The 12,369-nt window shown below is 62.8% G+C and carries 16 protein-coding genes and 1 tRNA gene; 5 read left to right on the top strand and 12 right to left on the bottom strand.

The window, feature by feature from the left end:
- Nucleotides 1–58 precede the first annotated feature (58 nt).
- Nucleotides 59–134: transfer RNA gene (locus OCK01_RS22380), tRNA-Ala, on the top strand.
- Between the two features lie 139 nt (nucleotides 135–273).
- Nucleotides 274–519: a hypothetical protein gene (locus OCK01_RS22375; RefSeq protein WP_263825893.1), complete on the top strand. Its 246-nt coding sequence runs from the start codon at nucleotides 274–276 to the stop codon at nucleotides 517–519.
- Here the strand turns inward: OCK01_RS22375 and OCK01_RS22370 are convergent, their stop codons facing one another.
- The 9 genes from OCK01_RS22370 to OCK01_RS22330 all read right to left on the bottom strand — a co-directional run bounded on the left by OCK01_RS22370 (nucleotide 520) and on the right by OCK01_RS22330 (nucleotide 7,484).
- Nucleotides 520–909: a hypothetical protein gene (locus OCK01_RS22370; RefSeq protein WP_182827781.1), complete on the bottom strand. Its 390-nt coding sequence runs from the start codon at nucleotides 907–909 to the stop codon at nucleotides 520–522.
- A gap of 71 nt (nucleotides 910–980) precedes the next feature.
- Nucleotides 981–2,009: an aldose epimerase family protein gene (locus OCK01_RS22365; protein ID WP_263825892.1), complete on the bottom strand. Its 1,029-nt coding sequence runs from the start codon at nucleotides 2,007–2,009 to the stop codon at nucleotides 981–983.
- 112 nt (nucleotides 2,010–2,121) lie between these two features.
- Nucleotides 2,122–3,003: a 3-hydroxybutyryl-CoA dehydrogenase gene (locus tag OCK01_RS22360; RefSeq protein WP_182827779.1), complete on the bottom strand. Its 882-nt coding sequence runs from the start codon at nucleotides 3,001–3,003 to the stop codon at nucleotides 2,122–2,124.
- Between the two features lie 168 nt (nucleotides 3,004–3,171).
- On the bottom strand, nucleotides 3,172–4,101 hold the full coding sequence (locus OCK01_RS22355; RefSeq protein WP_263825891.1) for an electron transfer flavoprotein subunit alpha/FixB family protein: 930 nt from the start codon (nucleotides 4,099–4,101) through the stop codon (nucleotides 3,172–3,174).
- A 22-nt stretch (nucleotides 4,102–4,123) separates the two neighbouring features.
- Nucleotides 4,124–4,873: an electron transfer flavoprotein subunit beta/FixA family protein gene (locus tag OCK01_RS22350; RefSeq protein WP_263825890.1), complete on the bottom strand. Its 750-nt coding sequence runs from the start codon at nucleotides 4,871–4,873 to the stop codon at nucleotides 4,124–4,126.
- A gap of 200 nt (nucleotides 4,874–5,073) precedes the next feature.
- The gene (locus OCK01_RS22345) at nucleotides 5,074–5,841 is read right to left on the bottom strand and encodes a rhomboid family intramembrane serine protease (protein ID WP_263825889.1); all 768 of its coding nucleotides are present in this window, start codon (nucleotides 5,839–5,841) and stop codon (nucleotides 5,074–5,076) included.
- A gap of 15 nt (nucleotides 5,842–5,856) precedes the next feature.
- A complete protein-coding gene (locus OCK01_RS22340) occupies nucleotides 5,857–6,435 on the bottom strand; it encodes a cob(I)yrinic acid a,c-diamide adenosyltransferase (RefSeq protein WP_263826004.1) in 579 nt (192 codons plus the stop codon).
- A gap of 1 nt (nucleotide 6,436) precedes the next feature.
- Nucleotides 6,437–6,637, bottom strand: a complete 201-nt coding sequence (locus OCK01_RS22335) for a twin transmembrane helix small protein (protein ID WP_263825888.1) — start codon at nucleotides 6,635–6,637, stop codon at nucleotides 6,437–6,439.
- Nucleotides 6,638–6,650: 13 nt separating this feature from the next.
- Nucleotides 6,651–7,484, bottom strand: a complete 834-nt coding sequence (locus OCK01_RS22330; RefSeq protein ID WP_263825887.1) for an SDR family oxidoreductase — start codon at nucleotides 7,482–7,484, stop codon at nucleotides 6,651–6,653.
- 78 nt (nucleotides 7,485–7,562) lie between these two features.
- Between OCK01_RS22330 and OCK01_RS22325 the strand changes: the two genes are divergently transcribed.
- A complete protein-coding gene (locus OCK01_RS22325; protein WP_182827774.1) occupies nucleotides 7,563–8,462 on the top strand; it encodes a YihY/virulence factor BrkB family protein in 900 nt (299 codons plus the stop codon).
- Here the strand turns inward: OCK01_RS22325 and gluQRS are convergent.
- From gluQRS to OCK01_RS22310, 3 genes are read right to left on the bottom strand one after another with little or no spacing between them, the layout of a single operon-like run.
- Nucleotides 8,433–9,299 (bottom strand): tRNA glutamyl-Q(34) synthetase GluQRS, encoded by an 867-nt coding sequence (gluQRS, locus tag OCK01_RS22320; RefSeq protein WP_263825886.1) that lies wholly within the window; start codon nucleotides 9,297–9,299, stop codon nucleotides 8,433–8,435. The two genes, OCK01_RS22325 and gluQRS, sit on opposite strands and share 30 nt — an antisense overlap.
- Nucleotides 9,300–9,302: 3 nt before the next feature.
- The gene (locus OCK01_RS22315; protein ID WP_263825885.1) at nucleotides 9,303–10,190 is read right to left on the bottom strand and encodes a DMT family transporter; all 888 of its coding nucleotides are present in this window, start codon (nucleotides 10,188–10,190) and stop codon (nucleotides 9,303–9,305) included.
- A gap of 22 nt (nucleotides 10,191–10,212) precedes the next feature.
- Nucleotides 10,213–10,989, bottom strand: a complete 777-nt coding sequence (locus OCK01_RS22310) for a DUF3108 domain-containing protein (protein WP_263825884.1) — start codon at nucleotides 10,987–10,989, stop codon at nucleotides 10,213–10,215.
- A gap of 240 nt (nucleotides 10,990–11,229) precedes the next feature.
- Here OCK01_RS22310 and rpmB point away from each other — a divergent pair, with 240 nt between their 5' ends.
- Together rpmB and OCK01_RS22300 are read left to right on the top strand one after the other, a co-directional pair.
- Nucleotides 11,230–11,514: a 50S ribosomal protein L28 gene (gene rpmB, locus OCK01_RS22305; protein ID WP_137153917.1), complete on the top strand. Its 285-nt coding sequence runs from the start codon at nucleotides 11,230–11,232 to the stop codon at nucleotides 11,512–11,514.
- 117 nt (nucleotides 11,515–11,631) lie between these two features.
- A complete protein-coding gene (locus tag OCK01_RS22300) occupies nucleotides 11,632–12,270 on the top strand; it encodes a VUT family protein (RefSeq protein ID WP_263825883.1) in 639 nt (212 codons plus the stop codon).
- The last annotated feature ends 99 nt before the right edge of the window (nucleotides 12,271–12,369 follow it).

The raw sequence follows: 12,369 nt of genomic DNA, 5'->3' as shown, positions 1-12,369 counted from the left end.
TTGAAGTTCGCGTGACGCATTGCTATGACGTGGACGCGCCGATGCAAACCGGCGCTGTGGGGTCATAGCTCAGCTGGGAGAGCGCTACGTTCGCAATGTAGAGGTCGGGAGTTCGATCCTCCCTGGCTCCACCAAAATTCCTGGACATCTCGCCAGTTTGCAATCTAAATTAGAAAAATTGATGACAGCGCGGAACCTATGCTCGGGTGATGCGTTTCCGGTTATGGTCGCACTCTGGCGGCCCGTGTCCATGCGCAGGGAAGGGGAGACCGGATGATACGTCCGCCGCGCGCTGATGGTGTTTACAAGGATCGCGATCTCGATTGTCAGGAAGCGCTCGAGGCGCTGTTTCTCGATCTGGTGCGGGAGGCCGATACGGCCTTCCTCGATCTCCAGCCGATCAGAGCCCGCCTCATCGAAGCCGGCCTCGCGGCAGGATGGAGTCCGCAGGATCTCGATCCCGCGGTCGCGGAACTCGTGCGCTGTTATGCGATGAAAGTGCCCGCCATAAACGGATGATCAGCTCGGGCGCGCCAGGATATCCTGCTTCATCCGCTGGAGCTCGCTGACGATATTCTCCATCGGCGCAGGCTTTTCGATACGGATGATATCCTTGAACCGGTCGGGCGCTTCGAGATCGGAATAGCCCGTGACGAAGATGAAGGGCACGCCGCGATCCGCCAGCGCTTCTGCGACCTGGAAGGAGGGGCCTTGGCCGAGATTGACGTCGACCACCGCGAAGGTCGGCGACACCGTATGCAGTATCCGCATCGCGTCCTGCTCGTTGGCGGCCGGACCGAACACGACAGCGCCCGCCGTGATCAGCGCGCGCTGCGTATCCACTGCGACGAAATAATTGTCCTCGACGACGAGGACGGCGCAGCCGTCCAAGGCAAGCGGTGTGGTCATGGCGATGTTCCCGAAAAACTCCCTCTGCTAAACTGCCGGGGAGCCTTCCTGTTCCATCATCCCATGGGAATTTATGTGTGTATCAGCGCGCGCGAGAACACGTAGTCGGTCTCTTGCCGCAACACCTCGCCCGGACGCAACACCGCGTTCGGGAAGCCGCTCTGGTTGATGGCGTCGGGCCAGATCTGCGTTTCCAGACACATTCCTCCGAAAGGACCGTAGCGACGGCCTTCGAGGCCGGGGACCTGCACATCCATCTTGAAGCCGGCATAGACCTGAACGCCCGGCTCGGTGGTCAGCACATCCATGACGACGCCCGACACCTTGCTGGACAGGCGCGCCACGTGTCGCTTGTCGGTCCGCTCGGGAGACAGGCAGAAATTATGGTCCAGCAAGAGCTGGGCTCCATCCGCGTCATGCCGCACGACCGACGCCGTCTCGCGGAAATCGAACAGGGTTCCCGTCACGTCTCGCGGACCGCCGGCGGGAATCTGCTCGTCATCGGTCGGCAGATAGGCGTCGGCCTTGATCATCAACTCGTGCTCGGCGGTCGTCGGCAGGCCGTCGAGATTGAAATAGCTATGCTGGCAGACATTGGCGATGGTGGCTTTGTCCGTCCGGCTCTCATAGAGGACATTGAGAACGCCTGTGTCCGACAGTGTATAGGTGCAGGTGACGCTGCAATTGCCGGGATAGCCGGCGCGCCCGTCGGTGTCGATGATGGAAAGACGCACGAAATCGTCGCCGGCATCATCAATCGTCCAATTGCTGACGCCGAGACCATCCGATCCGCCATGCAGATGGGTGACGCCCCGCTCGTTGCATTCGAGCTGGTAATCCTGGCCATCGAGGGTGAAGCGTCCCTTGGCGATGCGGTTGGCGTTGCGGCCGGGCGTGGCGCCGAAAAACGGCGAATGCATGAGGTAGGGCTCCATCGTCTCGAAGCCGAGCGCCAGCGGCGGCGCATGCCCGTCAAGCCGGAGATCCTGGACGACCGCGCCCCAGGTCAGCACCTTGGCCGTCAGGCCGCCGCCGGTGAGCGTGATGCGCTTTACCGTCGCGCGCTGCGCGTCGACGCCGAAATCTTCCACCTTGGCCATATGTCTCCCCTGACCCATTCCCGTGGCGCCGGAAATTGTATGATTTTAAGAACCGGCGCAACAAAAAACGGCCGGCGGACGCCGACCGTTCGAAGATGCCCGAGACGCCGGCTCAGCGCGTCGGAACCGGAACCTCGCCGCGATAATCGTAGAAGCCGCGGCCGGATTTGCGGCCAAGCCAGCCGGCCTCGACATATTTCACCAGGAGCGGGCAGGGGCGGTATTTGCTGTCGGCCAGGCCGTCATGCAGAACCTGCATGATCGAGAGACATGTATCGAGGCCGATGAAATCGGCGAGCTGCAGCGGACCCATCGGATGGTTGGCGCCCAGCTTCATGGCGGTGTCGATGGCGTCCACCGAGCCGACGCCTTCATAGAGCGTGTAGATCGCCTCGTTGATCATCGGCAGCAGGATGCGATTGACGATGAAGGCCGGAAAATCCTCGGCGACGGTGATTTCCTTCTCGAGCGTGGTCACGAAGGCGCGGGCGGATTTGAACGTCGCCTCGTCCGTGGCGATGCCGCGCACCAGCTCCACCAGCTTCATCACCGGCACCGGATTCATGAAATGGATGCCCATGAATTTTTCCGGCCGGTCCGACGCCGAGGCGAGGCGGGTGATCGACAGCGACGAGGTGTTGGTGGCGAGAATGGCGTCCGGCTTCAGAACCGGACAGACCGAGGAATAGATCTTGCGCTTGACGGCTTCGTCTTCCGTCGCCGCCTCGATGACGATATCGGCCGAGGCCAGATCGTTGAGGTCGGCGGAGCCGGAAATGCGAGATAGCGCCGCCTTGCGCTGCTCCTCGCTCATCTTGCCATTGGCCACCTGGCGCGCCAGATTGCCGTTGATGGTGGCCAGGCCCGCCTCGATGCGGTCGGGCGACAGGTCGTAGATCTGCACCTGGTAGCCGGAAGCTGCCGACACCTGCGCGATGCCGCAGCCCATCTGGCCAGCCCCGATGACGCCTACAGACTTGATTTCACTGCCCATTGTCCTGTCCGTTTCCGCTTTTTATGAAGTCTTGTCTATCCCTGGGACACGCGGCCCTCAAACATCATAATGGCCGGCGCTGCTTTCGCAAGCCCGGCCATTTTGATACTTCCCTTATGCTCCCCGCGCCAGCGTTTTTTGCAGGTGCGAAGAAGCGGGTCGCGGCGATCAGAGCGCCTTTTCGAGTTCCGGCAGGATCTCGAAGATGTCGCCGACCAAGCCATAGTCGGCAACCTGGAAGATCGGCGCTTCCTCGTCCTTGTTGATCGCGACGATGATCTTGGAGTCCTTCATGCCGGCGAGATGCTGGATGGCGCCGGAAATGCCGCAGGCGATGTAGAGCTGCGGAGCCACGACCTTGCCGGTCTGGCCGACCTGCCAGTCGTTCGGCGCGTAGCCGGCGTCCACGGCGGCGCGCGACGCGCCGACGGCCGCGCCGAGCTTGTCGGCCACGGGCAGGATGACTTCCCGGAACTTCTCGGCAGAACCGACGGCGCGGCCGCCCGACACGATGATCTTGGCCGAGGTCAATTCCGGACGGTCCGACGACGACAGCGCGTCGGCGACGTGGCTGGAGATACCGGGATTGCCGGCGCCGGCCACCGCTTCGACCGCGGCGGAGCCGCCTTCGGAAGCTGCGGCGAAGCCCGCGGTGCGGACCGTGATCACCTTTTTAGCGTCGGTCGACTGCACGGTCTGGATCGCGTTGCCGGCATAGATCGGGCGCTTGAACGTGTCTGCGGAAACCACTTCGATGATTTCCGACACCTGGGCGACGTCCAGCAGCGCGGCCACGCGCGGCGAGACGTTCTTGCCGGTCGCGGTGGCGGCCGACAGGATCACGTCATAGGCAGGAGCCAGCGACACGATCAGCGCGGCCAGCGGCTCGGCCAGCTGATGGGCGTAGTCGTCGCCGTCGGCGGTCAGCACCTTGGCGACGCCGGCGAGCTTGGCGGCCTGTTCGGCCACGGAGGAAACACCCTTGCCGGCGACCAGCACATGCACGTCGCCGCCGATCTGGGCGGCCGCGGTCAGCGCCTTGGCGGTCTGATCGGAAAGGGTGGAATTGTCGTGATCGGCGAGAAGAAGGATTGCCATCTGTCTTGTCCCTTTCCTGGAATTAGAGAACGCCGGCTTCGGTCTTGAGCTTTTCGACCAGCTCGGCGACGGTCTTGACCTTGACGCCCGCCTTGCGGCCGCCCGGCTCTTCGGTCTTGACGACCTTCAGGCGCGGCGCGATGTCGACGCCGAAGTCGGCCGGGCTCTTCTTGTCGAGCGGCTTCTTCTTGGCCTTCATGATGTTGGGCAGCGAGGCGTAGCGCGGCTCGTTGAGGCGGAGATCCGAGGTCACCACGGCCGGCAGCTTGACATTGATGGTCTGCAGGCCGCCGTCGACTTCACGGGTGATGTCGGCGGAGCCGTCCTTGATCTCGACCTTGGAGGCGAAAGTCGCCTGCGGCCAGCCGAGCAGCGCCGACAGCATCTGGCCGGTCTGGTTGGAATCGTCGTCGATCGCCTGCTTGCCGACGATCACCAGACCCGGCTGTTCGGCTTCCGCCACGCCCTTGACGATCTTGGCGACGGCCAGCGGCTCGATTTCCGCGTCGGTCTCGACGAGGATTGCGCGGTCTGCGCCCATGGCCAGCGCCGTGCGCAGGGTTTCCTCGGCCTTGGCCGGACCCACGGAGACGACGACGACTTCGCTCGCCTTGCCGGCTTCCTTGAGACGCAGCGCTTCCTCGACGGAGATTTCGTCGAAGGGATTCATCGACATCTTCACATTGGCGAGTTCGACGCCCGAACCATCGGCTTTCACCCGGATCTTGACGTTGTAATCGACCACGCGCTTGACGGTCACGAGGATTTTCATGGGTTCCCTTCCTATTCAGCTCTGCTGGCGAAAATGCGCCATCTTCGCCCGGTTCATTTGTCTATCGGCGTCAGTTTCCAGCACGATTCTGCCATTCGCGAGGCGGAAGAGGCTGGCGAGCCGTCCGAAACAGATGTCGCAATGGGAATATAGGCGGCCTGCAGGAGCGTCAACAGCGCGATCTCGGGACCAAATCGATTTTATCCGCGACCCCAGCGCGGCGTGTCGTCGCCCGGCGGCGTTTTTTCGTCGTTCGCGAGTTCCACGCCGGCGGGCTTGACGATCTGCCTGTCCAAAAGCGGTGTTTCCCGCCGCTTGAGCAGCGGTGTCAGCACGATGCCGGCGATGATGCCGCCGACATGGGCCGCCCAGGACACCGATCCGTCAGCATCGACCAGGAGCATGTAGAATTGCTGGCCGATCCAGAAGATCAGCGGAATGAAGGCCGGCAGCGGCAGAGGGAAGCGCCAGAGAATCAGCACCCAGACCCGGACGCGCGGATGCAGGAAGAAGTAGGAGGCGACGACGCCCGAGATCGCCCCAGAAGCGCCGATCAGCGGCCCGTCCGATTGCGGCAGCACCATCCCGTGCAGCCAGGCGCCGGCGGCGGCGCACAGCAGATAGAAGAGGATGAAGCGCACATGCCCCATGGCGTCCTCGACATTGTCGCCGAACACCCAGAGAAACAGCATATTGCTGGCCAGATGCATGAAGGAGCCATGCAGGAAGGCGTAGGTTATGTAGGTCGCGCCCTCGGGCGCGATCTTGAGGTCTGCGTCGAGCACCGCATAGTCATGGATGAGAGCCGGGATGAAGCCGAGGCCGAGCGAAGCCTCCGCCGCAAAATCCTCGGTCGCCAGAAATCCGGTCGCGAGCCACACGATGGTGTTGAGCGCGATCAGCGCAAGCGTCACATATTGCAGGCGGATATGTTTGAGCGCATTGACGTCATAGATGGGAACGAACATGCGCCTGATCAGCCCTTACCTGTTCTTGCCGGGAACCCAGAGAATATCGTCGCGCCCGTCCTGATTGGCGTGGCGGGAGGCCACGAACAGGTAATCCGACAGCCGGTTGACATATTTCAGCGCTTCCGCATTGACGATCTCCTGCTGGCCGTCGCGCAGCGCCACCATCACCCGCTCGGCCCGGCGCGCGATGGTGCGGGCCATGTGCAGATGGGCCGACAGCGCCGATCCGCCCGGCAGGATGAAGGAGTTGAGCGGCGTCAGCCCGTCATTGAGCCGGTCGATCTCGCCCTCCAGCCAGGCGACCTGGGCGGGCAGGATGCGCAGCGGCTCCCAGGCCAGCGGTTCGCCGGTCTCGGGCGTGGCCAGATCCGCGCCGAGATCGAAGAGGTCGTTCTGGATGCGGCGGAGCGCGGCTGCCAGTTCGACGCGTTCAGCGCAATGAAGAATGGCCAGCCCAATGGCGGAATTGGTCTCGTCGATCGCGCCGAAGGCCTCGATGCGCAGGTCGGATTTCAGCCGCCGCGGGCCGATGGCCAGCCCCGTCGTGCCGTCGTCGCCGGTGCGGGTATAGATCTTGTTGAGCTTCACCATGTCAGGAGCGACCGCCACCGGTCAGCCACAGCGTCAGCATGATCAGCGCCACCGCGATCGCCTGCAGCACGATGCGCAACTGCATCAGCTTATTGGAGGTGTTGCCGTTGCCGCCCACCATCATGTTGTAGAGGCCGCGCCCGAGCACGACGACAACGAGGAACATGACGACGATGGCGGCGAAATAGGTGACTGTGCCCATCGAAAATCCAATCTTAACCCAGCCGGGCCAGCAGTTTGTAAAACAGCCCCGCCGGCAGAAGCCGTTTCAGCAGAACGCCCTGCCTGGCCGGTCGTGTGATGACATAATGCGGCTTCGGCCGCGGCGACGTCAAGGCGTGGCGCAGATCCCGATAGACGGCGTCGGGGCCGAGCTTACCCTTCATGCCGGTTCGCTCGCCTCTCAGACGGGCCAACTGCCTCTCGTATTCCTTACGATGAACGGACCCTTCGAGATCAATATTGGCCTCGACATGAGCGAGCGCATTGGCGGTGAAACGTGATTCGATCGGGCCGGGTTCCAGAAGCGAAACATGGATGCCGGAGCCGTAAAGCTCCATCGCCATGGTCAGCGACAGTGCTTCCAACGCGTGCTTGGAGGCATTGTAGGCCCCGCGCCAGGGATAGGGGACCAGACCGAGGATGGAGGAGCATTGCACGATGCGGCCGTGGCCCTGGCGGCGCATGACCGGGATCACGCGACGCGTCAGTTCGTGCCAGCCGAAGAAATTCGCGTCGAATTGTCGCCTCAGCACCTCGGTGGTCAAATCCTCGACCGCGCCCGGTTGACCATAGGCTCCGTTGTTGAACAGCGCATCCAGCGTTCCACCGGTTCGCGCCAGCACATCGCCCACCAGAGCGTCGATCGTGTCGACTTGCGTGTAATCCATCAGGAAGGTCTCGACGCCATCGGCCTCGAGACTCGTGCGATCTTCTTCTTTACGGACGGTCGCAAAGACCCGCCATCCCTCGGTTTTCAGGGCGCGGGCGCAATAGGCGCCGATGCCGCTCGAGGCGCCCGTGACGATGATGCTAGGCTTTTCAGTCATTTCGACGCTTTTCCTGTACAAAGGAGCCTCGCCTTCCCATATTCGCTTTACGCCCGGGAGAAAAGACGTGGAGATCGAATGCCGGCAGCCGTAAGACTGGCCTGGAAAGTAGGGTTCGACGCCTTCTGGCATTTCAGCGAGGATGACGGCTGGGCCATGGCCAGTCACGTGGCCCTGTCGGCGCTGCTCGCGATTTTCCCGTTTCTGATTTTCGGGGCGACGCTCGCATCTTTTCTGGGGGCGGACGAATTTTCCGAAACCGCCGTGCATCTGATCTTCGACAATCTGCCGGCTCTGATCGCCGAGCCGATTTCAAAGGAAGTCGTGCAGGTGCTGACCATCCCGCGCGGCGGGCTGTTGACCATCTCTGTTCTTGCCGCCTTCTACTTCGCCTCCAACGGCGTCGAGGCGCTGCGCATCTCCATGAACCGCGCCTATCGCGTCTATGATCCCCGTCGCTGGTACATCACCCGCATGATCAGTCTGGGTTACGTGCTGGCGGCGGTGATGGCGCTCGTTCTGCTGTCGGCCTTTCTGGTGGCGGCGCCGCTCGCCGTGCATTTCGCCGGCCGCTTCATTCCCATCGCCTCGGATCTGATGACGCTGATCGACAATTGGAGCGTCTGGGGCGCGCTCGCCACGATCCTGATCGTGCTCTTCGTCGCCCATCTCTTCCTGCCGGCCGGCAAGCGCAGTTTTCTCGACGTGCTGCCCGGCATCGTGCTAACGATCATCGCCTGGTATGCGGCGGCCCAGGTCTTCGGCTATTATCTCTCCACCTTCGCCAATTACGCCGCGACCTATGCCGGTCTGGCTTCGATCATGATCGCGCTGGTGTTTCTCTATATGCTCGGCGTGATCCTGATGCTGGGCGCGGAGATCAACGCGGCGCTGATGAAATATCGCGTCCGCCGGCTGATCAAACGCAGCATCAGCGGTTCTCCCACTTCAGAGCCCGATCCGGCGGCGGATGTCTGAGGGCGTCTCACCCGCCTGCCTGAGCGCACGTAGCCCGGTCGATCGCAGGCTCTTCGATAGTTTCTGGCCGCTCTCGTCGGTGAGCAGCCGATGATGCAGATAGGTCGGCTGGGGCAGATCGAGCAGGCGTTGCAGCAGCCTGTGAACCGGTGTCGACCAATAGAGATCGCGGCCGCGCACCACATGCGTCACGCCCTGCAGCGCGTCGTCCACCACCACTGAGAGATGATAGCTCGACGGCGCGTCCCAGCGCCACAGCGCCACGTCTCCCCAGAGAGAGGGATGGGCGGGGATGCGTTCGGGCGCAGCGTGCCCGGTCTCGAGCCAATCCAGCCTCTCCGATCCCAGATGCTCCAGAGCCCGGTCCATATTGAGCCGCCAGAGATGCCGATCGCCGGCTTTGAGGCGCGACGCGGCGAGCGCCGAATCGAGCTCTCGCTCCTCGGTCGGATAAAGCGGCGTGCCGTCAGGGTCGCGGGGCCAGTCATCGCCTCGCTCTTCCGCCTCCGCGACCCGGCGCTTGACCTCGGCGCGGGATAGGAAGGCGGGATAGACGAGTCCCATGCCGCGCAGCTTTTTCAAAGCGTCACGATAGACGTCGACATGCTCGGATTGCCGGCGAACCGGTTCTTCCCAGTTGAGCCCCAGCCAGCGCAGGTCCTCGAAGATCTGCGCTTCAAATTCCGGCCGGCAACGCTGCGGGTCGATATCCTCGATGCGGAGCAGAAACCGGCCGCTCGTCTCACGCGCCATGTCGTGATTGAGGATGGCCGACAGCGCATGGCCGAGATGCAGTTCTCCGTTCGGACTGGGCGCGAAGCGGAAGACCGGCGTCATGTCTCAGGCCGGCTGCTTCTTGCCGAGCAGCGATCCCGACACGGCGATCAGCGCCCCGCCGGTCACCAGCAGGCAGGCGATCAAAATACGCCAAGATGGTTCGGTGAAGCCAGCGACGATCAGGACGAGGGTGGAAAGCACAGGCGCCGAATAGCTTGCGACGCCGAGGATCTGGATATTGCCCTTTTTCACCCCGTAATCCCAGGTGTAGAAGGCGGCGCCCACCGGCAGCAGCCCCAGACCTGCGATCGCCAGCCATTCCGTCGCCGTGTCCGGCCAGACCGTCGTCTCGAGCGTCAGATGGCAGACGAGCGACAGAAGCGATGTCGCCAGGCAGAAGCCGGTGACGACGTCGGTCGGCGCCGAGCCGAATTTGCGGCTGATCAGCGAATAGCCCGACCAGAAAAAGGCGCAGGCGAGGGCCGCGCCATACCCGATCATCAGCTGCCCTTCGCTGAAGGCGGACGCCCCTTCCGTGGAGCGCGCCGAGACGATCAGACCCGCGCCCGCCAGCCCCGCCAGCGCGCCGAGAATGTGGGCCGCCTTCAGTTTCTCGCCCGGCAGCATAGCCGAGCCGAGCACGATGAACAGCGGCCAGAGATAGGCGATCATGCTGGCGTCGGCGGCCGGCGCGTTGCGCAGCGCGGTGAAGTAGAGAAAGTGATAGCCGAACAGCCCGACAATGCCGAGGATCCAGACAGGCGCGGGTTGGCGCAGCAGTTTCATCCGCTCCGGCTTGACCGCGAACAGCAGCAGACCGGGCAGGGCGCCGATGGCGAAGCACACGGCGCTCATCTGGAAGGGCGGCATCTTGCCGGAGGCGGCGGTCATCAGCGCCAGCAGCGACCACATCAGGATGGCGGAAAAACCGATCAGCGTGGCGCGAGTCATTCAAAGCCCCCGGAAGCGGCCGCTATCCTTCGAAACGCGTGGCGGTGATGCTGATCACCCCATATTTCGTCGGCACGGCGAGATAGACAGGCGCATATACATCGAGCTTGGCCGACTTCGCAAACCAGATTTCGATATTGGCGAGCTGCTTGATGTAATCGATGTCCTTGCTCTTGCGGCGATGGCCCGACACCGGCTCGTAGCGGATCGAGCAGACGGTGACCTCGCCGTCGTAACCGGCCGCTTTGAACCTGTCGGTCCGTTTTGGGGAAAGGCGCAAATTCATTCGCGCCTCCCCGTCGAACACACCGACCATGGCGCGGCAGGGCTCGCTCGCGGCGGGAACGATGAGCGCGGTCACGGGGTCGGTGACGTTGCGAAGATCTTCTGGCCGGGTCGGCACCCAATTCTTGCGTTTGCTGTAGTCGGGTTTGGGCGTGATCGTGGACGAGGTCACCTGATCATGCAGAAAGCGGGTCTGGAAGGATCGCGACCGGCGGCCGTAATCGTAATGGAAGGAGAAGTCGCGCGGCCGCCAGCTCTTGCGACCCGCAAGGCCGTCGACCTTGATCCTGGCTCTGGTGTTGGTGATGAAACGGGCGAGCCCGGTGGTTCTGAGCGCGGCGGAGACTTCGTAGCGCTTGTCGCGCAGCGTCGTGATGAATTCGGCCCTCGCGATCGGCAGGCCGGAGAGCGCGATGCTGAATTCGGCCGTGTTGACGGGATCTTCTGCGCGCGCGACGGATGCGCCCGCGGCGATCAAGGCGGAGACGAAAAGACGGAAAAAGCGATTCTGCATGGCGGTCACGATCATTTGCGAGACCGGTTAGGCGGTCAATGTGGTTTTTCTACGCTGTTCAGTGAGCGGGGTTTCGGGTCCCGCGAGTCGAGATTTTTGCCTCTTTCGCTTGCTTTGGCTTGACAGGCCCGCGCCATCTCTCTATGGAACCGCAACTTCCAAAACAGGCCGGCGGCGCGCGGGCCCGACTATCGGGCCGGAAAGTCATGTCGTAGGGCTCGAAAAAGAATAGGTGATATCATGTCCCGTTGTTGCGAATTGACCGGCAAGGCCGTCCAGTCGGGAAACAATGTTAGCCATGCGAACAACAAGACCAAGCGCCGGTTCCTGCCGAACCTGTGCAGCGTCACGCTGATTTCCGACGCGCTCGGCCAGCGTTTCCGTCTTCGCGTGTCCGCCGCAGCTCTCCGCTCGGTCGAACATCGCGGTGGTCTCGATGCGTTTCTCGCCAAGGCCGACGAAGGCGAACTGTCCGTTCGCGCCCGCCTGCTGAAGCGCCAGATCGCCAAGAAGGCTGCCGCCTGATTTCAGGCTGCGCATGCATGAGATGAGGGCTTGAACGGCGTCGTTTAGGCCCTTTCTTTTTGTGCTTTATCGATCCAGATCCGTCCTCCAACTGGTGGCATCACCCAGGATAAAAAAATGCAGGCTCAACGCTATACGTCTGTCTATGTCATTCTGATGACCCTCGTGGTCGTCGCCTCCAACATCCTCGTCCAGTATCCGCTGGCTGGGACGCTGTTCGGCGTAAACCTCGCCGACCTGCTGACCTGGGGCGCCTTCACCTATCCGGTGGCTTTCCTCATTACCGATCTGACCAATCGCCAGTTCGGGCCGAAATACGCCCGTGTGGTGGTCATCGCCGGTTTCGTGGTCGGCGTCACGTTGTCCTGGTGGTTCTCTGCGCCGCGCATCGCCATCGCCTCCGGCGTTGCCTTCTTCTGCGGCCAGATGCTGGATATCAGCGTGTTCAACCGGCTTCGCCGCATGTCCTGGTGGCGCGCGCCGCTGATGGCGTCGCTGTTCGGCTCGGTGCTCGACACGGCCCTGTTCTTCAGCCTGTCCTTTGCGGCCTTCTTCTCGTTCCTCGGCCCCAATGACGACTTCGCCCTCGGCGTCTCCCCGATCTTCGGCGTGATGACGATGGAGGCGCCGCGTTGGATTTCCTGGGCGCTGGGCGACCTCACGGTGAAGATGCTGGTCGCGCTTTTCATGCTCCTGCCCTATGGCGCGCTGATGAGCATCCTGAAGCCGATGTCGTCGCTCGAAAAGGCGGCCTGACAACAAAAGCACGGGACGCCCGATCGCGGCGTCCCCTGCCTGACCCATTCGGTCAAGGCTTTCGCCGATGGCTTGGCAGTCGGTGCGTCTCCCCTCCGA

Source organism: Rhizobium sp. TRM95796, from assembly GCF_025779995.1.
Lineage (GTDB): Bacteria > Pseudomonadota > Alphaproteobacteria > Rhizobiales > Rhizobiaceae > Rhizobium_E.
The sequence above is the reverse complement of the archived record's forward strand: the minus strand, read 5'-3'. Positions and strand labels throughout refer to the sequence as shown.